The organism is Enterobacter sp. kpr-6, from assembly GCF_900116015.1.
Classification (GTDB): Bacteria; Pseudomonadota; Gammaproteobacteria; order Enterobacterales; family Enterobacteriaceae; genus Enterobacter_D.
The window spans coordinates 813651-836210 of the sequence record NZ_FOYH01000001.1; the positions used below are offsets into that span (position 1 = coordinate 813651).

The 22560-nt window shown below is 52.2% G+C and carries 21 protein-coding genes and 2 tRNA genes; 12 read left to right on the top strand and 11 right to left on the bottom strand.

The features are described 5' to 3' along the window. Positions 1-12 precede the first annotated feature (12 nt). From sufC to BM373_RS03860, 5 genes are all read left to right on the top strand, one after another. Entirely contained in the window at positions 13-759 is a 747-nt protein-coding gene (gene sufC / locus BM373_RS03840; RefSeq protein ID WP_090459634.1) for a Fe-S cluster assembly ATPase SufC, read from the top strand. Beyond that, positions 734-2005 carry a Fe-S cluster assembly protein SufD gene (gene sufD / locus BM373_RS03845; RefSeq protein ID WP_090459637.1) on the top strand — a complete coding sequence of 424 codons (1272 nt, stop codon included), beginning with the start codon at positions 734-736 and terminating at the stop codon, positions 2003-2005. The genes sufC and sufD overlap by 26 nt, the downstream gene beginning before the upstream one ends. After that, complete coding sequence (sufS, locus tag BM373_RS03850; RefSeq protein WP_090459639.1) at positions 2002-3222, top strand: cysteine desulfurase SufS; 1221 nt, start codon at positions 2002-2004, stop codon at positions 3220-3222. Before sufD ends, sufS begins: the two co-directional genes overlap by 4 nt. Before the next feature lie 12 nt (positions 3223-3234). Continuing rightward, positions 3235-3651 (top strand): cysteine desulfuration protein SufE, encoded by a 417-nt coding sequence (gene sufE / locus BM373_RS03855; RefSeq protein WP_090459641.1) that lies wholly within the window; start codon positions 3235-3237, stop codon positions 3649-3651. A gap of 97 nt (positions 3652-3748) precedes the next feature. Then, positions 3749-4762, top strand: a complete 1014-nt coding sequence (locus tag BM373_RS03860) for a L,D-transpeptidase LdtE (RefSeq protein WP_090459644.1) — start codon at positions 3749-3751, stop codon at positions 4760-4762. A gap of 69 nt (positions 4763-4831) precedes the next feature. On the opposite strand, the gene BM373_RS03865 is transcribed toward BM373_RS03860, so the two are convergent. From BM373_RS03865 to BM373_RS03895, 7 genes are all read right to left on the bottom strand, one after another. Continuing rightward, positions 4832-5068: a major outer membrane lipoprotein gene (locus BM373_RS03865; RefSeq protein WP_007374746.1), complete on the bottom strand. Its 237-nt coding sequence runs from the start codon at positions 5066-5068 to the stop codon at positions 4832-4834. A 309-nt stretch (positions 5069-5377) separates the two neighbouring features. After that, the gene (gene pykF, locus BM373_RS03870) at positions 5378-6790 is read right to left on the bottom strand and encodes a pyruvate kinase PykF (RefSeq protein ID WP_090459646.1); all 1413 of its coding nucleotides are present in this window, start codon (positions 6788-6790) and stop codon (positions 5378-5380) included. A gap of 409 nt (positions 6791-7199) precedes the next feature. Beyond that, a complete protein-coding gene (locus BM373_RS03875) occupies positions 7200-8369 on the bottom strand; it encodes an MFS transporter (RefSeq protein WP_090459648.1) in 1170 nt (389 codons plus the stop codon). A 22-nt stretch (positions 8370-8391) separates the two neighbouring features. Further along, positions 8392-9183, bottom strand: a complete 792-nt coding sequence (locus BM373_RS03880; protein WP_090459650.1) for an inositol monophosphatase family protein — start codon at positions 9181-9183, stop codon at positions 8392-8394. Between the two features lie 270 nt (positions 9184-9453). Next, positions 9454-9530: transfer RNA gene (locus BM373_RS03885), tRNA-Val, on the bottom strand. Between the two features lie 15 nt (positions 9531-9545). Continuing rightward, positions 9546-9622: transfer RNA gene (locus tag BM373_RS03890), tRNA-Val, on the bottom strand. Between the two features lie 285 nt (positions 9623-9907). Next, the gene (locus tag BM373_RS03895; RefSeq protein WP_090459652.1) at positions 9908-10681 is read right to left on the bottom strand and encodes a COG4705 family protein; all 774 of its coding nucleotides are present in this window, start codon (positions 10679-10681) and stop codon (positions 9908-9910) included. Positions 10682-11248: 567 nt separating this feature from the next. Between BM373_RS03895 and BM373_RS03900 the strand changes: the two genes are divergently transcribed. From BM373_RS03900 to BM373_RS03915, 4 genes are all read left to right on the top strand, one after another. Further along, complete coding sequence (locus BM373_RS03900) at positions 11249-12907, top strand: methyl-accepting chemotaxis protein (RefSeq protein WP_090459654.1); 1659 nt, start codon at positions 11249-11251, stop codon at positions 12905-12907. A gap of 65 nt (positions 12908-12972) precedes the next feature. Then, entirely contained in the window at positions 12973-14205 is a 1233-nt protein-coding gene (locus BM373_RS03905; RefSeq protein WP_090459656.1) for an EAL and HDOD domain-containing protein, read from the top strand. A gap of 166 nt (positions 14206-14371) precedes the next feature. After that, complete coding sequence (locus tag BM373_RS21560; RefSeq protein ID WP_177220104.1) at positions 14372-14527, top strand: hypothetical protein; 156 nt, start codon at positions 14372-14374, stop codon at positions 14525-14527. A 318-nt stretch (positions 14528-14845) separates the two neighbouring features. Further along, on the top strand, positions 14846-15019 hold the full coding sequence (locus BM373_RS03915; protein ID WP_090459984.1) for a GnsA/GnsB family addiction module toxin: 174 nt from the start codon (positions 14846-14848) through the stop codon (positions 15017-15019). Positions 15020-15136: 117 nt separating this feature from the next. Here BM373_RS03915 and mdtK read toward each other — a convergent pair whose 3' ends face one another. Continuing rightward, positions 15137-16510 carry an MdtK family multidrug efflux MATE transporter gene (gene mdtK / locus BM373_RS03920; RefSeq protein ID WP_090459658.1) on the bottom strand — a complete coding sequence of 458 codons (1374 nt, stop codon included), beginning with the start codon at positions 16508-16510 and terminating at the stop codon, positions 15137-15139. 227 nt (positions 16511-16737) lie between these two features. On the opposite strand from mdtK, the gene BM373_RS03925 reads away from it, so the two are divergent. Beyond that, positions 16738-17370, top strand: a complete 633-nt coding sequence (locus BM373_RS03925; protein ID WP_090459660.1) for a riboflavin synthase subunit alpha — start codon at positions 16738-16740, stop codon at positions 17368-17370. A 33-nt stretch (positions 17371-17403) separates the two neighbouring features. Here the strand turns inward: BM373_RS03925 and cfa are convergent, their stop codons facing one another. Then, positions 17404-18552 (bottom strand): cyclopropane fatty acyl phospholipid synthase, encoded by a 1149-nt coding sequence (gene cfa / locus BM373_RS03930; protein WP_090459662.1) that lies wholly within the window; start codon positions 18550-18552, stop codon positions 17404-17406. 301 nt (positions 18553-18853) lie between these two features. Further along, positions 18854-20035, bottom strand: a complete 1182-nt coding sequence (gene punC, locus BM373_RS03935; RefSeq protein WP_090459665.1) for a purine nucleoside transporter PunC — start codon at positions 20033-20035, stop codon at positions 18854-18856. Positions 20036-20144: 109 nt separating this feature from the next. Here punC and punR point away from each other — a divergent pair, with 109 nt between their 5' ends. Further along, positions 20145-21056 carry a DNA-binding transcriptional activator PunR gene (gene punR / locus BM373_RS03940; protein WP_090459667.1) on the top strand — a complete coding sequence of 304 codons (912 nt, stop codon included), beginning with the start codon at positions 20145-20147 and terminating at the stop codon, positions 21054-21056. A 45-nt stretch (positions 21057-21101) separates the two neighbouring features. Here punR and purR read toward each other — a convergent pair whose 3' ends face one another. After that, the gene (purR, locus tag BM373_RS03945) at positions 21102-22127 is read right to left on the bottom strand and encodes an HTH-type transcriptional repressor PurR (RefSeq protein ID WP_090459669.1); all 1026 of its coding nucleotides are present in this window, start codon (positions 22125-22127) and stop codon (positions 21102-21104) included. Positions 22128-22423: 296 nt separating this feature from the next. Here purR and BM373_RS21920 point away from each other — a divergent pair, with 296 nt between their 5' ends. Further along, the gene (locus BM373_RS21920) at positions 22424-22513 is read left to right on the top strand and encodes a cytochrome bd-I oxidase subunit CydH (protein WP_090459671.1); all 90 of its coding nucleotides are present in this window, start codon (positions 22424-22426) and stop codon (positions 22511-22513) included. The last annotated feature ends 47 nt before the right edge of the window (positions 22514-22560 follow it).

Sequence of the window (22560 nt, forward strand, 5' to 3'; positions counted from 1 at the left end):
AAGGGAAACCCTATGTTAAGTATCAAAGATTTACAGGTTGCCGTTGAAGATAAAGAGATCCTGCGCGGCCTGAGCCTGGACGTGCGTCCGGGTGAAGTGCACGCGATCATGGGCCCGAACGGTTCCGGTAAAAGTACGCTGTCGGCCACGCTTGCCGGGCGCGAAGATTATGAAGTGACCGGCGGTTCGGTTGAGTTTCACGGTAAAGATCTGCTGGAACTGTCGCCGGAAGAGCGCGCGGGCGAAGGCATTTTTATGGCCTTCCAGTATCCGGTAGAAATTCCGGGCGTCAGTAACCAGTTCTTTTTGCAAACCGCGCTCAATGCCGTGCGTAAATACCGGGAACTGGACGAGCTTGACCGCTTCGACTTCCAGGATCTGATGGAAGAGAAAATCCAGTTGCTGAAAATGCCGGAAGATTTGCTGACCCGCTCGGTAAACGTGGGTTTCTCCGGCGGTGAGAAAAAGCGTAACGATATTCTGCAAATGGCGGTGCTGGAACCGGAACTGTGCATCCTTGATGAGACCGATTCCGGGCTGGATATCGACGCCCTGAAAATCGTTGCTGACGGGGTGAATGCCCTGCGTGATGGTAATCGCTCGTTTATTATCGTCACCCACTATCAGCGCATCCTGGATTACATCAAGCCTGATTATGTGCACGTGCTCTATCAGGGCCGCATTGTGAAATCCGGCGATTTCACTCTGGTGAAACAACTGGAGGAGCAGGGCTATGGCTGGCTTACCGAACAGCAGTAACGCGCTGCAACAGTGGCATCACCTATTTGAAGCCCAGGGGGAGGGGCGCTCGGAAGAGGCGCAACAGCACCTTCAGCATATGCTGCGTTTAGGTCTGCCCACGCGCAAACAGGAGAACTGGAAGTACACCCCGCTTGACGGGTTGCTGAACAGCCAGTTCGTGGCCTCCACGGGCCACATCACCGCCGAACAGCGTGATGCGCTGGCACTGCCCGTAGACGCGGTGCGGCTGGTGTTTGTGGATGGACGTTTTGATGCCGATCTCAGTGACAGCACCGAAGGCTGCGGTTTTACCATCAGCATCAGTGATGAACGCGCTTCGCTACCTGCCCCCGTGCAGGCGGATGTTTTCCTGCACCTGACGGAAAGCCTGGCGCACAGCGTGACCCACATCAGCGTGGCGCGTAATCAGCGTCCGGCAAAACCGCTGCTGCTGATGCACATCACGCAGGGGCTGGCGGGCGATGAGATGAATACCGCGCATTACCGTCACCATATTGATCTGGCGGTAGGCGCAGAAGCGACGGTGTATGAGCACTATGTCAGCCTCAACGATCGCCCGCATTTTACCGGGTCGCGCTTTACCATGAATATCGCGCCGAATGCCCAGTTGCATCACGTGAAGCTGGCGTTTGAAAATCCGCAGAGCTACCACTTTGCCCATAACGATATGTTACTGGCGGCAGACGTGGGGGCGCACAGTCACAGCTTCCTGCTGGGCGGGGCGGTATTACGTCATAACACTAGCATGCAGCTTAACGGCGAAAACACCACGCTTCGGGTGAACAGCCTGGCGATGCCGGTGAAATCCGAAGTGTGCGACACCCGTACCTGGCTTGAACACAACAAAGGCTACTGCAACAGTCGTCAGTTGCATAAAACCATCGTCAGCGATAAAGGCCGCGCGGTGTTCAACGGCATGATCAACGTGGCGCAGCACGCCATTAAGACCGACGGGCAGATGACCAACAACAATTTGTTGCTCGGTCGCCTGGCGGAAGTCGATACCAAACCGCAGCTTGAAATCTATGCCGATGACGTGAAGTGCAGCCACGGCGCGACGGTAGGGCGAATCGACGATGAGCAAATGTTTTACCTGCGCTCGCGCGGGATTGAAGAGCAAGCCGCGCAGCAAATGATTATGTACGCTTTTGCCGCTGAACTGACGGAAGCCATCAGCGACGAAGCGCTCAGGCATCAGGTTCTGGCCCGTATCGGCCAGCGCCTGCCAGGGGGCATCGCATGAGTTTTTCTGTCGATAACGTGCGGGCGGATTTTCCCGTTCTCACGCGTGAAGTTAACGGGTTGCCGCTGGCGTATCTGGACAGCGCCGCCAGCGCGCAAAAACCGAATCAGGTGATCGAGGCCGAAGCGGAGTTTTATCGCCACGGCTACGCTGCTGTGCATCGCGGCATTCACACGCTCAGCGCGGAAGCGACGCAGCGCATGGAAAACGTGCGTAACCAGGTCGCCACATTTATTAACGCCCGGATGCCGGAAGAGCTGGTGTTTGTGCGCGGCACCACGGAAGGCATCAATCTGGTCGCCAATAGCTGGGGTAACAGCCAGGTTGCGGCGGGCGATAACATCATCATCAGTGAGATGGAGCACCACGCCAACATCGTGCCGTGGCAAATGCTGTGCGAGCGCGTGGGTGCGCAACTGCGCGTGATCCCGCTTAACGCCGACGGCACGCTGCAACTGGATGTCTACCATCAGCTGCTGGACGACAAAACGCGGCTGGTGGCCGTGACGCAGGTATCGAACGTGCTCGGCACAGAGAATCCGGTTGCAGAGATGATCGCTGCCGCCCACCAGTATGGCGCTAAAGTGCTGCTGGATGGTGCTCAGGCGGTGATGCATCACACGGTAGATGTGCAGGCGCTTGACTGCGATTTCTATGTGTTCTCAGGTCACAAGCTGTATGCCCCAACCGGCATTGGCGTGCTCTATGCGAAAGATGACATTTTGCAGGCCATGCCGCCGTGGGAAGGGGGCGGCTCGATGATCGCCACCGTCAGCCTGAAAGACGGCACCACCTACGCCAAAGCGCCGTGGCGTTTTGAAGCCGGTACGCCGAATACCGGGGCGATTATTGGCCTCGGCGCGGCGATTGATTACGTCACCCGCATCGGCCTTTCAGCTATCGCCGAGTATGAACGCTCGCTGATGCATTATGCGCTGGGCGAGTTGGCTAACGTGCCGGATCTGACGCTTTACGGCCCGGCTGACAGGCTGGGTGTCATCGCCTTCAACCTCGGGAAACATCATGCCTACGACGTGGGCAGTTTCCTTGATAACTACGGCGTGGCGGTACGCACCGGACACCATTGCGCCATGCCGCTGATGGCTTTCTACAATGTGCCTGCGATGTGTCGTGCGTCGCTGGTGATGTACAACACGCATGAAGAGGTGGATCGTCTGGTTGCCGGGCTGAAACGTATTCATCAGCTTTTGGGCTAACAGGGGGACGTTATGGCCGCATTACCTGATAAAGAGAAACTGTTGCGCAACTTTACCCGTTGCGCAAACTGGGAAGAGAAGTATCTGTACATCATTGAACTGGGCCAGCGTTTGCCGGAACTCAGCGAGGAAGCGCATAACCGTTCCAACACCATTCAGGGCTGTCAGAGCCAGGTGTGGATCGTGATGCAACAGCACGACGACGGCGTGATTGAACTGCAGGGTGACAGCGATGCTGCCATCGTCAAAGGGCTTATCGCCGTGGTGTTTATCCTCTATCACCAGATGACCGCGCAGGACATCGTGGCCTTTGATGTGCGCCCGTGGTTTGAAAAAATGTCACTGACCCAGCATTTAACGCCCTCACGCTCGCAAGGCCTTGAAGCTATGATTCGGGCGATTCGTACGAAAGCGGCAAACCTTAGCTAAACTTAAAAGACAGCGTTCATCCTGTTAGCGAGGCTAAATCTGCCTCGCTCGTTTTTCAGCATTCTGGTCCTCTGCCAGTGAATACAGGAAATAAAATATGAAAAGCGCGTCTTTCATCACTATCAGTCTTATCAGTGCCTTCGGGACCATTCAGAGTGCCTGGGCGGCGGATTATCCTCTGCCGCCTGAGGGCAGTCGTCTCATCGGGCAAAACCAGACCTACATCGTGCAGGCGCATGATCGCAATTTGCAGGCCATCGGCCGGCATTTTGACACCAGCGCGATGGTGATCCTCGAAGCGAACAACGCAATTGCGCCTGTCCCTGCGCCGGGTACGCAATTGACCATCCCCACGCAAATGCTGCTGCCTGATACGCCGCGTGAAGGCATCGTGGTTAACCTGGCAGAGTTGCGGCTCTATTACTATCCACCTGACAGAAATATCGTTCAGGTATTCCCGATTGGTATCGGCCAGCAGGGGCTGGAAACGCCGGTGACGTTAACCCGCGTGAGCCAGAAAATTCCAAATCCTACATGGACGCCAACGGCAGGCATTCGCCAGCGTTCTAAAGCGATGGGGATTGAATTGCCTCCCGTGGTACCTGCGGGGCCAAATAACCCGTTAGGACGCTTTGCACTGCGTCTGGCGGAGGGGAACGGAGAATATCTCATTCACGGTACTAATGCGCCTGACAGCGTCGGCTTGCGCGTCAGTTCCGGTTGTATCCGGATGGGCGCACCCGATATTAAAGAGCTGTTTTCACAGGTTGGCACCGGAACGCCTGTGCGTATCATCAGCGAGCCGGTGAAATACGCCGTAGAGCCTGACGGCAGGCATTACATTGAGGTTCACCGTCCACTGGCACAAAAACCGGGTGAGAACACGCAAACCGTGCCGATTATGCTCAATGCAACGTTCAGTGATTTTATCCGCCAGGCGGGTGGCGACGGGGCGGCTATTGATAAAGCGATGCTGCGGCGTGCAGGCTATCCGGTGGCGGTACCCGCATCAAAGGGCGAATCCACCCCAGCGGCGGTGTTATCCGCACAAAATGGTGAACCCGTTGTGGCGGCCAGCGCTGAGCATTCCGGAAAACTGATGACGCAGTAAGAGGGCAGGGAAGGGAATTACAGGCAAAAAAAATGGCGCACATTGTGCGCCATTTTATTACAGGAACTCTTACTTACGGTAAGAGTGAGCCTGGTTGTCCAGACGCTGGTTAGCGCGAGCTGCGTCATCTTTAGCAGCCTGAACGTCGGAACGGATTGCGTTCACGTCGTTGCTCAGCTGGTCAACTTTAGCGTTCAGAGTCTGAACGTCAGAAGACAGCTGATCGATTTTAGCATTGCTGGAGCAACCAGCCAGCAGAGTAGAACCCAGGATTACCGCGCCCAGTACCAGTTTAGTACGATTCATTATTAATACCCTCTAGATTGAGTTAATCTCCATGTAGCGTTACAAGTATTACACAAAGTTTTTTATGTTGAGAATATTTTTTTGATGGGAATACCCTTAAATTTGACCGTTCGCTCAAAGATGCACCGACTTTCCTAAAAACGTTAAAAAAACTGTGTGAAAACAGACCGCTTCCATCGGATTCATCTTAGATAAAAGCAATATTAAATAGTGTATTTCGATTTGCTTTTTATAAATCAGCCTTATTGCGTGAATAAAAAAAGCGCCATGAAGGCGCTTTTTAAATCAAATTAATTGGTCTGACAATTATTACAGTACGTGCACAGAGGCAGTATTGGTTGTGCCACTCGGAACCAGCGCACCAGAAACCATCACCACAACTTCACCTTTCTGAGCCAGACCGCTTTCCAGCGCAACTTCTTTACCCAGACGGTAGAAATCATCAGTAGAGTTGATCTCTTTCACCAGCTGCGCCGTTACGCCTTTGCTCAGTACCAGCTGACGAGCAGTCAGTTCATTGGTGGTCAGTGCCAGAATGGTCGCATCCGGGAAATATTTACGGATAGCGCGGGCAGATTTACCACCCTGTGTAGCAACGACGATCAGCGGGGCAGAGAGTTTCTCAGCGGTCTCAACAGCACCACGGCAAACCGCTTCGGTGATGCGCAGTTTGCGGCTGTCGTTGTTGAAGTCCAGACGGCTGGTCATCACGCGGTCAGTACGCTCGCAGATGGTTGCCATGATAGACACAGCTTCCAGCGGGTATTTCCCTTTAGCGGATTCACCAGACAGCATAACTGCATCGGTACCGTCGAGGATGGCGTTCGCCACGTCACCGGCTTCTGCGCGGGTAGGGCGTGGGTTTTTGATCATGGAATCCAGCATCTGGGTCGCGGTGATAACTACTTTGCGAGCGCGGATACATTTTTCGATCATCATCTTCTGCGCGAAGATCACTTCTTCAACCGGGATTTCAACGCCCAGGTCGCCACGTGCAACCATGATGCCGTCAGACGCTTCGAGGATTTCGTCGAAGTTGTTCAGGCCTTCCTGGTTTTCAATTTTGGAGATGATCTGGATGTTTTCGCCACCGTGAGCTTTCAGGTGCTGGCGAATTTCTTCAACGTCAGAGCGCTTACGAATGAAGGAAGCGGCAACAAAGTCAACGCCTTGCTCGCAACCGAAGATCAGGTCCTGCTTATCTTTTTCAGCCAGTGCTGGCAGCGCGATGGAAACACCCGGCAGGTTAACGCCTTTGTTTTCACCCAGGTCACCGTTGTTCAGCACTTTACAAATAACTTTATTGCCTTCGATAGCGGTGACTTCCATACCGATCAGACCATCGTCTACCAGTACGGTATTGCCAACGCTCAGATCGTCAGTGAAACCTGCATAGGTCACAGCAACGGTGTCGCTGTTGCCGATAACGGTTTTGTCGGTAGTGAAAGTAAAGGTCTGGCCGGCTTTCAGCGCAACGTCGTTACCGCCTTCCAGTTTGATGGTACGGATTTCCGGACCTTTGGTATCCAGCAAAATCGCGGCTTTTTTACCGGTTTTGCTCATCACGTTGCGCAAATTCTGGATGCGCTGACCGTGTTCTGCATAGTCACCGTGAGAGAAGTTCAGACGCATAACGTTCATGCCAGCGTCCAGCATCTTGGTCAACATCTCTTCGGATTCGGTTTTCGGGCCGATGGTGCAAACAATTTTGGTCTTTTTCATGACAGTCTTAATCTTTAAGTTGAGAAGGATATGGAAATATCGCTCCGGGGGCGCACCGCCGCGGAGTCAAACCTGTGTTGCGAAAGTTGCGATGCCACAGCGTAAGGATAGGTGACATCAAAAAAGCGTGCAGAGTAATGTGTGCCGGAGTTTCAGCCCAGGGGGAGATGAGTCGCTGTGAGGATTGAATTTTACAGTTCAATGAGCTGAAACCATTCAAGAGTCAATAGAGGCGCATTATACGATGAAAAAGAGGCAAAAGGAAAATGAAAACAGCGTTTCAAAATGGTTCTGTGCAGTTTCACAATGAAGTGTGATCAATGTGTTAAGTTATGACAGAAATAATTCCAGCCTTTTAATAAATTTAACAGTCCCCGACCCGCAAAAGGGGCCGGGCTGCTAAAGACGATCACACCCTGATAAGTTTAGAAACCGCGGCAACGGCAAGCATGGCTATCGCCACCACAATAAAGGCGACCGCCAGATTACTGTGATGCGCAATGCCGCCAATGCTGGCGGGGCCAGCCAGTACGCCCATATAGCCGAGCGTGGTTACCGCCGGAACGGCCAGCACCTGAGGCATGGCGGTCTGGCGACCAATGGCAGAAAACATCACCGGCACAATATTTGCGCAACCCATGCCCACCAGTGCGTAACCCACTAATGCCAGTTCCCAGGAGCCACCCCATACCGTCAGCAAAATACCCGCAGCGGCGACCAGCGCGCCGGTGAAGACGACCCGCTGCTGCCCAAGCCGGGCGACAATGCGGTCACCGGTTAAACGGCCCAGTGTCATGGTTGCTGCAAAGCAGGCAAAGCCCAGACCGCCGCGTGCTTCAGACAGCCCACGATATTCGGTCAGGTAGACTGCGCTCCAGTCCAGCACCGCGCCTTCTGCAAGGAAGACAATGAAGCAGACGGCACCTAACAGCAGCACAATGCCGTGCGGAACGGCAAACGCCGGGCCTTCTTGTGGGTTTGCGTAGGTAAGAAATCCGCGTACGCACAGCGTTAATAGAAGAAGCACGATAATTGTCGTGGCAAGACTGGCGGCAGTAGCTGATAGCCCCAGCGACATCATGCCGCTCATCGTCCCCGCACCTGCAATGCCGCCCACACTATAAAAGCCGTGAAAGCCGGACATTAAGGGACGTGGTGAGGCTTTCTCGACAATGATCGCCTGCACGTTCATGGCGCAGTCCGTGGTGCCAACACCGATGCCGAACAGCAGCAGTGCCAGCGCCAGCAGGCGAGCATCGCTGGTGACCGCGAGCAGGGGCAGGATCGCACTGAAAATCAGCACCGAAATCACCATCACCCGACGGCAACCGAAACGGGCGGTAAGCATTCCGGTAAGCGGCATCGCCACCAGCGCACCACCGCCGAGACAGAGCAGCAGAAGTCCAAGCGTCCCGTCGCTCACGCCGGTATTGTATTTCGCAAACGGCACCAGCGCCGCCCAGGCCGCTGTCGCAAAGCCCGCCATAAAAAATACCATCCGGGTCGCGCGTTGCTCACTACGGCCTGGTGCTGTCTCATTGATTCCGGTAAGTTCCAGTACTGAATTTTTATCGCTCATACAGGTCCTGTCGCAGTCATGCTTAGCTGTTAAGAATTTTCAGGGCTTGCTCATGCAGACGCGGGCAACCGGAGGCGAGAATTCTGCCTCCCGCTTCAGGGCGATCGCCGGAAAGTGTCGTCACCACGCCGCCTGCCTGCTCAACAATCGGGACAAAAGCGACGATGTCATAAGGTTGCAGAGCGTATTCCAGACAGAGATCGATCTGGCCTGCCGCCAGCATCGCCATGGCGTAACATTCGCCGCCGTAACGCGTCATTAATGTGCTGCTGTGCAGGGCCGCGAAATTCACGTCAGGCGTAGTGGGAATGGGTTCGGGGGAGGTGGTATGTAAAATCGCCTGATCGAGTGACAGGCCTTTGCGGGTAGTCATTACCCCTGTGCCCTGCGGGCCGCTGCGCCACGCCTGCTTCCCGTCTGCCCAGAAGCGCTCGCCGGTAAAAGGCTGGCCCATCATGCCCAGATGACCACGACCTTCCACCGTCAGGCCAATCAGCGTGCCCCATACCGGCAAACCGCATAGAAACGGGCGCGTACCATCAACCGGATCGAGCACCCACTGCACAGGGCCGGAACCCGTAGTGCCAAACTCCTCACCCATAATGGAGTGTGTCGGGTAACGCGCTTCAATCATTGCCCGCATCACGCGCTCGGCTTCCCGATCGGCATCGGTGACCGGATCGAAACGAAATCCTTCTTTGGGCTTGGTGTCCACATGCAGATTCATTTGTGAGCGAAAGCGCGGCAGCGTTTCTTTGTCGGCGGCATCGGCAAGTTCATGGAGAAAGGCGATATCAGGAATAGGCTGGTTCATTTTTCGATCCTTTTAAATGAGCAACGTCAGAACGCATTGCTGATACTTTATGCGTGGTTGTGCTCGATTGTGCACGATCTACAAAAATGTTGCAAACAGCATTGCGCACAAAATCGGCACGTACGGCGCTATGCGATGAAAGGCGGCAGGATTAGCTGGAACAGATAAAGGAAAAGCGAAAGGGCGGTATCAGATGAAATTTGGGCAAAGATAGAGAATAAAGAAGAGAGAAAGTAAAATCAGGGAGAAACAAGAGAGTGAAACACTGAATGGTGCGTCCGAGTGGACTCGAACCACCGACCCCCACCATGTCAAGGTGGTGCTCTAACCAACTGAGCTACGGACGCACTGTACAGAAAGGATGGTGCGTTCAATTGGACTCGAACCAACGACCCCCACCATGTCAAGGTGGTGCTCTAACCAACTGAGCTATGAACGCATTGTTGTGTTGACAACGGGGACGAATATTAGCGGCAGGGCGCGGCTGTGGCAAGCGGAAAAAAGCAATTTTCACCCTGATTTCACGCGATTGCAGAACTTTTATACATGGATGACTCATTTCACTGATGTATAAGAGTAATTATTAAACAAAAATCAATTTGAGTGCATTAAGGGCCGCGAACTCTCTTTTAATTTTCCGTCGAACAGCGTTTATTCGGTAATTGAGCCGATATGTTCATAGCAAAAAGCGCCACCGGTAAATCAGCCTGTGGCGCTTCTGGTATTAACTCTGCGTTACGGTTTTCATGGCCGGGCGCTGAGGCAACAGCCAGAGAAAAGCGATGATAATCAGCGCCAGCGTCAGCGAGGCGCTATAGCGACTCAGTTCAAGCCCGCCATCTGCAATAGGTTTATCCAGGAAATCACCCACTACCGCGCCCAGTGGTCGGGTCAGGATAAAGGCAGCCCAGAACAGTGCCGTACGCGACAGTGAGGTAAAGCGGCTGGCGGCCCAGATAATGGCCAGCGCCCCCACAAATAACAGGATGCCACCGTCATAACCCATTCCCTCAGTGTCTGCCGTCCAGTCCCCTAACGCGGTGCCCAGCGTTTGTGAAAACATGATGGTGATCCAGTAAAAACTCTCTGTGACACCATTATTCACGGAACTTACGGCGATGGTGCCGCAGGTGATACGCCATATAAGGAGGGAAAGGATCAACAGCGTGCTCAGCAGCAGGGTACCGCCCAGGTAACCTATTCCCAGTGAGCGATCGGCAAAATCTGCCAGCGTGGTGCCAACGGTGGTAGTGGCCACTACGGTAAACCAGTAGATCCATTTATTAAAAGTGGGGCGTTTAATCTGCACCACGACAGCGATTAAAAAAATAATGGCAAAAATTAATGTGCCGGTAAGGTAACCCAGATTCATTGACATGGTCACCGCATCACCACCGGTTTCACCCAGGGTAGTCGCAGCGATCTTTGTTAACCAGAAAGCCGCAGTAACGGCAGGTACTTTTGAAAGAGACTGAGAGTCGATGAATTTATTTTGCATGGGTACGCTCCGGAAAAACCCACAATGGGTTAACACAGAATGCACACTATTCGATAATTCTTAAGAACAGATTAAGGCGGGTGAATTTATTTCTGGAATTAATAGCCATCAGACGCATAATCAATAAAGAAAAGATTAGCAGAATAATTATCTGGTCATGTTTATCTGTCACCCTCTCACGCTGAGTATTTGTTATATTTCAGGGGTGCGCCATTCTCAGGATTATCTTCATTATAAAAAAGCAATATTTGTCAGTGACATACATTCCGTCTGGTGATCGCTATCAAAATAATGCATTAAATAGTTAATGCTGGCTTGAATAATGACGATAAGCTCATTACCAGGCAGGCTTTCTGTTTAATGATTTAAATTAAATTTCCTGCCCAGTCCATTCGCCTTCAGGCGACAAGAGGATCCGTCATGAATTGATATCGGTTTTAATTTGCCGTTCCAGCTCATTTTGTTTATTTGGGGGATTAAGATAATTGCAGACTACACACCTGACATCCCGCTTCATGCAGCTTAAAAAACAATATTTCTAATAATAATTTCAGCCGGGAGCCAACTATGAAAATTTTAAAAAATATCACAGTAAGAAAAATGCTGTTGATTATCCTCACGATCTTTACTTTGATCTGGGGTATTGCCACGGGTCTGACACTGAAGAATTTTTCAGAGACAAGGATATTGCTGGAAAACAGCGAACAGCAGAAAGCGGCTTACGCGCTTCTGGTAAAAGGTAACGACCAATACTTCCGCTCCGTCACCCGTATGCTGCGGGCTATGGACTATCAACAGGATAATAAAGCCGACGAAGCAGCGAAAACATTTGCTAATGCTGAAAAGGCACTCAAAATCAGCCAGGACATGCTCTCACAGTTCCGCAAAGCGCAGCATGTGGATGTTCCCCCTGAATTGTCTGATGCAATGATCAATGACTGGGAAACGTTGCTGTCCACCATTACGCCCATGCTCTCGGCAGCGCGTAATAATCAGGTGGAACAGTTCCGCCAGCTCTTTCGTCATACTTACCCGCCGTTGAGTGTTAAATTCGGCGAAACGGCAGAAAAATATACCCGTGCTATTCAGTCGAACGTCATGCTGGATCGCGCGAATGATTCCATTGCCGAAAACCGGGTGATCCTGCTGAGCGCTTTGCTGGCCGGCATATTGACCCTGATCCTGACCGACCGTTATCTGGTGAAATACCTGACCTCACCGCTTAACAACATCAAAAATCATCTTGAAAAATTAACTGCCGGTAAGCTGCATGTGGAGATTGATGACTTTGGCCGTAACTGCGCCGGGCAATTAATTCCTTACATTCGCAGTATGCAGAACAGCCTGCGTGAAACGGTTTCTGCCATTCAGGAGACATCTTCCAGTCTGTATGTCAGTACAGGCCGTATTCGCGAGGGTAATGAGAAATTATCCGCGCGCACTGACCAGCAGGCGGCCGCAATACAGGAAACCTCCGCCAGCATGGAGGAACTGACCTCCACCGTGAAAAATAACGCTGAAAACGTTCAGCAGGCCCGCGTTCTCTCTGAAGAAACGCAGGAGATGGCGAAGAAAGGCGGAGAGCTTACCGGGGATGTCGTGGAAACCATGGAGAATATTTCCGAAAGCTCCCGAAAAATTGCGGACATTACTGGCGTCATTAACAGCATCTCCTTCCAGACCAATATTCTGGCACTGAATGCCGCAGTAGAAGCGGCCCGCGCCGGTGAACAAGGGCGTGGATTTGCGGTTGTAGCCAGTGAAGTTCGCTCGCTGGCACAGCGTAGCGCCCAGGCTGCAAAAGAGATTGAGGCACTGATCAATGAATCGGTTTCCCGCGTGCAAACGGGCTCAGAGCTGGTCACTGCCGCCGGTAAAGCTATGGACACCATCATCTCCTCCGTCACGCATGTGAATGCGCTGATGGGAGAAATATCCATTGCCTCTGACGAGCAAAGTAAGGGGATTGCCCAGATTGGGCTGGCGATGAATGAAATGGACGGCGTGACCCAACAGAATGCCGTGCTGGTCCAGGAGGCATCGTCCAGTGCAGAGGAGCTGGAGAAAGAAGCACAACATCTGGCGAAAATCATTGCTGTTTTTGACCTGGAAGGAGAAGGACATAAATCCGTGAAACACGAAGCCCGACCGCTTCTGAATAAATCACCAGGACTGGCATTAGCTCAGCCAGCGTCGGGCCGCAATAATAACTGGGAAACCTTCTAAAAAAGAACTGCTCCCTTTCTACAAGGGAGCAGTCAAATAATTATAAATTGGCCAGGAGGTCAGATATGTATTCATTTATCGCGCGACAACCTATTTTTGACAGAGAGATGCAGACTGTTGCGTATGAACTGCTTTTCAGAGATGGAATGAATAATTCTTTCCCGGATGTATCACCTGAATATGCTACTTCTAAAATGATATCTGACCAGTTTTTATGCATACCTATTCCACGCATTTCAGGTAAACACAATTCATTTATCAACGTCCCACACCAGATGATTATCAACGGGCTTAGCGACACGTTGCCGGGGGATAACGTTGTTATTGAAATCCTTGAAGATGCGGTACCCGATGATGCGCTCTTTAGCGCTGTTAAAAGTATGTATGGGAAAGGGTATCAGCTTGCCCTCGATGATTTCACGCTGGACAGCGCGTGGGATAAATTTATGCCGTACATCTCGATCATAAAATTTGATGTGCGCCAAAAAAGTCAGGACGAAATTCTTCAGTACATTAACCGGAATAAGCCCCTTCTGAAGGGCATACAGTTTCTTGCTGAGAAAGTCGAAACCCGAGAGGAGTTTGAACTGTACCGTCAGGCCGGGTTTATGTTATTTCAGGGATTTTTCTTTAGCCGCCCTGAGGTCATGAAAAATAAATGTCTTTCTCAGAACTCGCTGTCCCTGACCAGAATGATGATAGAGGTTAACCGTGAGTATCCGGATTTTTTGGCGATTGAAAAACTGCTCAAAAGCGATCTGACGCTGTCATACAAAATAATGCGCTACGTGAGGAATATGCTGTTTAAAACCCATGGCATTATTCAGGCCGACAATCTGACGTTGAAAGAGATCATTCTTTTTCTTGGCTGCAACGAGCTTCGCCGTTTTGTCTCCGTGGCTACGCTGGCAAACATGAATAGCTCAGCCGTGACTGAGCTTTACCATCAGAGTATGGTTCGGGCTAAGTTCTGTGAATTAATTTCAGGTAAAATTAATAACGCTTCATTATCCTATAACGCTTTCATATGCGGCTTGTTCTCTCTTCTTGAGGTCATTCTGGAATTTCCGATGGATGATTTGTTAAAGCAAATCACTATCCCTCAAAATGTTACGGATGCGCTCTGTGAGAAGAAAGGGGTACTTTTTGACATCCTCCATCTGTGTTTATGCTATGAAAAACTGGACTGGGACGGTGCATCAGAAATATGCCAGACGCTCAATATTTCTGAGTTTTCTGTAATAAAATCAATGCAAGCCGCGACTAAATGGGCTGACGAACTCTCACTTCACCCCTAATTTTCATTAAGCAGGATTCAGTTCAGATCTGCTCAGGGAATGCAGGCGGAAGGGCCAGGTCTTGAGTAAATTCCCGATGTAGAGATTTTATCTTTTAACAGTTTGTACTTTCCATATTGCCTTGAGGCCGTGTGGGTATCTGTTATTTAAGATGAGATCTTTCTGCATGAACACGTTACTGCTTGCGCTGATTCGTGCGCTGCGTAGCCATGGCTGGCATTACCCTTACTTTTTGCGCGCAGTCTGGGACAACTTTGCGGCCCGCTACTGCTTAATGCCAGTAAGTTGCAGCGCTATTCCGCTAATAACCGGCTGCTACTGATGTGCCTGTGCGGTTATATCGGAAGTTACTTTTTATTACCTTTATCTGCCGGATTTCTACATGCGGGCCTTGTGATGATTTTCAGTGCGCACATGGCGTCAAATATTGTCTTTGCTTTAGGTACTTTTGGGGTGCTTAAAAATTTCCTGGAAACCCAGGTGGCGAAGGTGAGTGCAATGACCTGGAGAGGGCAGATGATTCTGAAACGCCTGTAACACCGGTAGTCTATAATTTATAAAAGGTTATGGTTACGGATAGTTGTCAGGACTCAACACCTTACTGGCTATTGATGTGTTAAATAAATCGGAAGAGGTAGACATGAACGTTGATGCTCTAAAGCAAAAGGCAGAAGATGAAATCGCCGCTCTCATAACAAAAAAAATTACAGAGTTGCGTAAAAAAACAGGTAAAGAAGTTTCCGAAATTGAACTGGTTGCCCGCGAAGCGATGACCGGTCTTGAGGGTTATGAAGTAAAAATAAAGCTCATTTGATCCTCTCATTTTAAACAGGGTCGCTTCGGCGGCCATGTTTATTCCCGGAACGCCACTGGCAGGTATCTCTGTACTAAACGTTGATAAAGCAGCCGCCCGCAGGCGGCTGAGCGTTGATTAACGCGCGGCACGTCCCAGAATCACAGCGGAGGGCTGACGCTGCAAGAAGCGCATTCTGAGCATCATCAGGATCGCCGCAGAGGTTAAACCGATAATAAAGCCCATCCAGAAGCCCGCCGGCCCCATACGGTCGACCACCAGATCGGTGAGGGCCAGCACATAGCCGCTCGGCAATCCCAGCACCCAGTACGCGGTAAACGTAATAAAGAAGATCGAACGCGTATCTTTATAACCGCGCAGGATACCGCTGCCAATCACCTGAATGGAGTCTGAAATCTGGTACACCGCTGCCATCAGCATCAGTTGCGAGGCCAGCAGCACTACCGCCGGATTATCGTTATACAGCAGTGCAATCTGCTCACGTAGCAGGACGGTGAAGATCGCAGTGATGACCGCCATACACACGCCGACGCCCAGACCTGTGCGGGCGGCCGTTTGCGCATCCAGCGTCGAACCCTGTCCGAGACGGAAACCGACGCGAATGGTCACGGCGGCGGCGAGCGACAACGGCAGAACAAACATCAGCGAGCTGAAGTTAAGCGCAATCTGGTGGCCCGCGACATCGACAATCCCCAGCGGCGAAACGAGCAAAGCTACCACTGCAAACAGCGTGACCTCAAAGAAGAGGGCGAGGGCGATAGGCAGGCCAAGCTGCACCAGACGTATCAGCACGGCGACATCTGGTTTGCCAAAACGCTGATCGTTGCGGATGTCCCGCATAGAACTGGCGCGCTGAATGTACGACAACATGCATACAAACATCACCCAGTACACCGCTGCGGTTGCCACACCACAGCCGACACCACCCATCTCTGGCATCCCAAAGTGACCGTAAATCAGGATGTAGTTAACGGGAATGTTGATCATCAGGCCGATAAAGCCGAAGACCATTCCTGGCTTGGTTTTCGCCAGCCCTTCGCACTGATTACGTGCAACCTGGAAAAACAGATAGCCGGGGGCACCCCACAGCAGCGCGCGCAGATAGCGCACGGCTTTATCTGCCAGTTCCGGGTCAATGTTATGCATAGAGTGAATGATATAACCGGCATTCCACAGCACGATCATCACCAGCACGGAGACAAATCCGGCAAGCCAGAAGCCCTGACGCACCTGATGAGCAATGCGCTCGCGGCGACCTGAGCCATTCAGTTGCGCAATCGTTGGGGTTAAGGCCAGCAGAAGGCCGTGACCAAATAAAATTGCCGGCAGCCAGATAGAGGTGCCAATGGCGACCGCCGCCATATCGGTGGCGCTGTAACCCCCGGCCATGACGGTATCGACAAACCCCATTGCCGTTTGGGCGATTTGCGCGAGGATCACCGGGATTGCCAGTGCTAATAACTGACGCGCTTCGATAAGGTACTTCTGCACGTGAACACCTGTTTGTTTGTTGTTATTTATAAGATTGAATAGCCGCCGTAACTGGCAGCAAAAGAAATTGCAGGAGAAATAGCCAGACCATTGTAGCGGGCAATGCTGATTTATCCAGAGAAAAAGCACCCTAATAAAGGGTGGTACTGGCAACCTTTTTTTTCACCTGTTATTGTGCTGACAGTGAAACGGCCCATGCCGTATTAATGATGACAGGAGCGGTACGCATGTTTACGGGTATTGTACAGGGCACGGCGAAACTGGTGTCCATTGATGAAAAACCTAATTTCCGCACCCACGTAGTGGAATTACCTCACACCATGCTGGACGGCCTGGAGACAGGCGCATCGGTCGCCCACAACGGTTGCTGCCTGACGGTAACCGAGATTAACGGTACGCACGTCAGTTTTGATTTAATGAAAGAAACGCTGCGGATTACCAATCTTGGTGAATTAACGCCGGGCGATAATGTTAACGTTGAACGCGCTGCAAAATTTAATGATGAAATTGGCGGGCATTTAATGTCGGGTCATATTATGACCACGGCCGAGGTGGTAAAGATTTTAACCTCTGAAAATAATCGCCAGATCTGGTTTAAAATTCAGGACCCCACGCTCATGAAGTATATCCTTTATAAAGGGTATATTGGCATCGACGGAATTAGCCTGACGGTGGGTGAAGTTACCCCGACGCGTTTTTGCGTACACCTGATCCCGGAAACATTACAGCGCACAACGCTGGGGGCTAAAAAAATTGGCCATCGCGTCAATATTGAAATTGATCCGCAGACGCAGGCGATTGTTGATACCGTTGAGCGCGTACTGGCCAGCCGGGAAGTGGCAGGCAACAGCGAAGAGTAAAGACAATAAAAACCCGGCTTGCCGGGTTTTTGTTTATCGTGCGACGCGTAAACCGTGCTCCACGCCGCGACTGAATACCACCTGCCAGAGATGAATATCGCGCGCCCGGAACGCCCCGGCGCAGGCATTCAGATAATAACTGAACATCCGTTTGAAGCGCTCTGAGTAATTACCGGCAATCTCCGGCCAGCTATCGATAAATCGCGCATGCCAGGCCATCAGCGTGGTGTCATAATCCGCGCCGAAGTTATGCCAGTCTTCCATCACAAAATGCGGTTCGCAGGCGTTAGCAATCTGACGCACCGACGGTAAACAGCCGTTGGGAAAAATGTATTTATTGATCCACGGATCAACGTTGTGATCCGTCTTATTCGAGCCGATGGTATGCAGCAGGAAAAGGCCGTCAGGCTTGAGATTGCGATCGACAACCTCGAAATAGGTGGCGTAGTTTTTGGGGCCGACGTGCTCAAACATCCCGACGGAGACAATACGATCAAACTGGTCGTTTAAATCACGGTAATCCTGCAGCAGGATGGTGACATCGAGATCTTTGCAGCGCGCCTGCGCCATTTTTTGCTGTTCTGCGGAAATGGTTACCCCAACGACATGAACCTTGTAGTGCTGCGCCATATACTGCGCCAGTCCTCCCCAGCCGCAACCGATATCCAGCACGCGCATCCCCGGCGTGAGCTGCAACTTTTCACAAATCAAACGCAGCTTAGCCAGTTGCGCCTCTTCCAGCGTCGTCGCCTCTTTCCAGTAAGCGCAAGAATACTGCATTTGCGGATCGAGCATCCGGCTAAAGAGATCATTACCCAAATCGTAATGCTCCTTACCGACAATCCAGGCGCGTTTCTTGTTTTGCAGATTAAAAAGGCGAGCGGCCGCAATACGCAGCGTATCTTTCAGATGGTGGGGAAGTTGATTCTCAAGGCCGGCGCGTAACACTTTGCTGAAGAACATATCCAGCCGTTCGCACTCCCACCAGCCATCCATATAGCTTTCGCCCAGCCCCAACGATCCCTGCTGGAGCACGCGTTTAAAAAAATGGGGATTTTTGACCTGAATATCTGACGGGGCGGGGCCATTGATATGAATACCCGCCCGATTGAGCAGTTCACTGGTTATACGGAACCAGTCATCATCCCGTATGCTGACTTCTTCTATGCACGATGTACTCATAGCTTCTCCATCACCTGAATGTGATCAGAACCTTCAAACAGCGTAGACGCTTTTTGGGGTTCATGAGAAATCTCACGGGGTGAGCCGCGAGCCAGATATAAGAAGTAGAACAGAGGAAGGGAGAAAACCCTTGCCGAAAAGGCCTTCCGTGGTGGGACAGACAGGATCCGCTGCCTGTTATTGCTTAATATTTATCGTAATTATGAATTGCCGAAAATGAGTATAGGCCTCAGATTCGGCTGATTCAATAGTAAATTCTTAGCAACCTAATCACTAATTTGTAACATAGTTGCCAGGGCGACTATGACTGAGTGGCTGCCTGCTGAACAGTGCGCGCCTGCATTTGCATCCTGTAACCCAGTCCCGCCAGCAGAACGGTTAACGCCATGACGCTGGTGGTTGTCAGAAGCGGCGTGCCGATAAACGTCGAGACCAGCAGGCTGGCAAGGAAACAGAGTCCCAGTTGCAGCGTATTTTGCAGAGCAGCGGCACGGCCGGTCGCCTGCGGGAACGGTTGCAGCGCGTGCGCGACGACAATCGGGTAGATCGCGCCGTTAGCAATCGCCATCACGCAGAACGGAGTCAGGAGCGCCGCCAGGGAAACGTTCGCCATAAATCCGACAGCCCAGACTGCGATCACGCTGGCGGCATAAAGCACCAGCAGCCAGGGCAGAAGCTGCTTACCCTGCCATTTTTGCAGTGCGGCGCGGCAACCATAACCGCCGATCAGGAAGGCGATGGTTTGCGGAACATAGCTCAGGCCAATCGCGGCCGGGCTGTAACCCATATCGCTGAGAATAAACGGTGAGCCGGTGAGCCAGGCAAAAAAGCTGGCGGAGCAGGCGGCGTAAATCAGGACATTGCCGCGATAGGTGCGCGAGCGCAGCAGAGTCATAAAGGTCAGAGGGGCGGCCGTGCTGTGCACTTTTTTCGCCACGGGCTTCAGGCGCAGGGCGGGGAGCATCAGTACCACGGTAATGGCAAACAGGGTGGCGAAGATCGCCTGCCAGGAGAAGTGTGCGAGGATCCAGCTTCCCAACAGCGGCGCAAGAGCGGGTGACAACCCTACCAGCGGCATGATGGTGGCAAAAATACGGTTGGTGCGCTCAGCCGGATAATGATCGGTGACCAGCGCCTGCCAGGTCACCGCTGCCGCGCAGACGCCGACGGCCTGTACAAAGCGCAGCACCAGCAGCCAGGTGGCATCGCGAACCCACAGCATTCCCAGACAGCCGACGGCAAAAATAGCCAGTCCTGCCAGTAAAATCGGGCGGCGACCATAGCGGTCGGATAACGGTCCCCACGCCAGTTGCGCGACGGCAAAGCCCGCTAAAAATAAGCTCAGGCTGGCGCTGACAGCCGCGGCCGGCGTTTGTAAATCATTCTGAATGACAGCAAAAGCGGGCAGATACATATCGGTGGCCAGAAAGCCCAGTACGCTCAGCCCCGCCAGCCAGATTAAAAATCCTTTTCCAGGGTTCATGTCGTTATCTCTTATTAGCAGGTAATGAGCGCCAGAGTGTAGGGAGTGCAATACGGCTTGTGAAACGCTAATATTTGCACATTGCGTTCAAAAATTTTGCAGGCAGAAAATGTGGTCAGAATATTCGCTTGAAGTCGTTGATGCCGTCGCCCGTACTGGCAGTTTCAGCGCGGCAGCCCAGGAATTACACCGTGTGCCTTCTGCCGTCAGCTATACGGTGCGACAACTTGAGGAGTGGCTGGCGGTGCCATTGTTTGAACGTCGTCATCGCGATGTGGTTTTAACGCCCGCAGGAAGCTGGTTTTTGAAAGAGGGACGTTCTGTTATCAAAAAAATGCAGATCACCCGCCAGCAGTGCCAGCAAATTGCCAATGGCTGGCGCGGGCAACTGTCAATTGCAGTAGATAACATTGTTAAGCCCGAGCGCACCCGGCAGATGATCGTCGATTTCTACCGCCATTTTACCGACGTTGAGCTGATCGTTTTCCAGGAAGTATTTAACGGAGTCTGGGACGCGCTGGCCGACGGCCGGGTGGAGCTGGCGATCGGCGCGACGCAGGCGGTGCCTGTCGGGGGACGCTACGCGTTTCGGGATATGGGGATGCTGAGCTGGCACTGCGTAGTGGCAAGCCATCATCCGCTGGCGGCAATGGCGGGCCCTCTGAGCGATGATACGTTGCGCAACTGGCCATCGCTGGTGCGGGAAGATACTTCCCGCTCGTTACCCAAGCGCATTACCTGGCTTCTGGATAACCAGCGGCGGATTGTCGCCCCGGACTGGGAGTCGTCTGCTGCCTGCCTGTCTGCGGGATTATGCATCGGCATGGTGCCTGCACATTTTGCCAGACCGTGGCTGGACAGCGGTGAATGGGTGGCGCTGACGCTGGAGAACCCGTTCCAGGACGCGGCCTGCTGCCTGACCTGGCAGCAGAATGATAATTCACCGGCGCTGAACTGGTTGCTCAGTTATCTGGGGGACAGCGAGACATTAAATCGGGAATGGTTGCAGGAGCCGGAGTAGCAGGCCTGCAGCGTAAAACCGCAGGCCCAGGCAGCGCCGCGCTAATTAACGGCGATAGTCGCGGAACGGGCCATCGGCCACGGAGCGGCGTTCGATCAGACGGGGATGCACTTCAATCGCCTGCGACTCTTCGCGCTTGTTGACGATACGATCCATCAGCATGCCGAAGGCGGTTTCGCCGAGCGAATCTTTTGGCTGGTGAATAGTGGTCAGCGCCGGGGTGAAGAACCGGGCGTTGCGCACGTTATCGTAACCAATCAGCGACACATCCTGCGGCACGCGCAGACCCATTTCATCAGCACCGCAGAGCGCGCCCATGGCCATCACATCGCCGCCACAGAAGACGGCAGTAGGGCGGTGAGGCTGGGAAAGGATTTGCTGCATCGCGCGGTAGCCGGACTCCGGCTCAAAATCGCCCTGCACGATCCAGTTCTCCGGCACGGTGATCAGCGCTTCTTCCATTGCTTTCATAAAGCCCGCGAGACGGCCAGCACCGGTATTACGTTCCAGAGGGCCCGGGATCACGCCGATTTCACGATGACCGCGCTCCACCAGATAACGCCCGGCCATATAACCGCCTTCAAAGGCGTTATCGATGACCGCATCGGTAAAGTCAGCGCGCGCTTCGCCCCAGTCCATCACTACCATCGGGATATGACGATACTCTTCCAGCATGCTTAACAGCGGCTGCGGATATTCTGAACACATCACCAGCAGGCCATCAACGCGCTTTTGCGCCATCATCGACAGATAAGCGCGCTGTTTTTCGAGGTTATTCCATGCGTTACCCAGAATCAGGGTATAGCCTTTCTGGAAGCAGTTCTTTTCAACAGCTTCGATGATTTCAGCAAAATAGGGCGCTTCACTGCTGGTCGCCAGCAAACCGATCGATTTGGTATGGTTTACCTTCAGACTACGGGCGACGGCGCTGGGCGAGTAATGCAATTCTTTAATTGCGGCCCAAACGGCGTTGCGCGTTTCTTCAGCCACGAAACGCGTTTTGTTAATCACATGTGATACGGTTGTAGTGGAAACGTTTGCGCGTTTCGCTACGTCTTTAATTGTTGCCATTAGATCTCACTCCAGACCATATCTTAAACTCCTGAAAATACACCAGGTAAACGTTTGCCTGTAATAACCCTTCGCCGCAAAAATATGATAGCGAAACTCCGGGAAAACGACTCAGAACGTCAGGAGGGGTCAAGGGCCGGTACGCGAATAAATTTAGCGTGGAATTTTGTCCTATCTTGATGAAAAGGGGAAGAGCAAAAATGGTTATCAATCTAAATGAGGGAAGATTTTTACGCCTGAGTGTGCAAAAATGAACAATCTCACTTTTTGTGGGGAATAAAGAAGGAGAAAAATTGATGAGTACCGATCTTAAGTTTTCGCTGTTCACCACCGTTATTGTGCTTAGCCTCATTGTAATAAGTAGTCTGACTGCTGCGTTAAATTGATTCAGACAGGGGAGAGCAATCTCCCCTTGTTTCTTTCCTGCCCATTT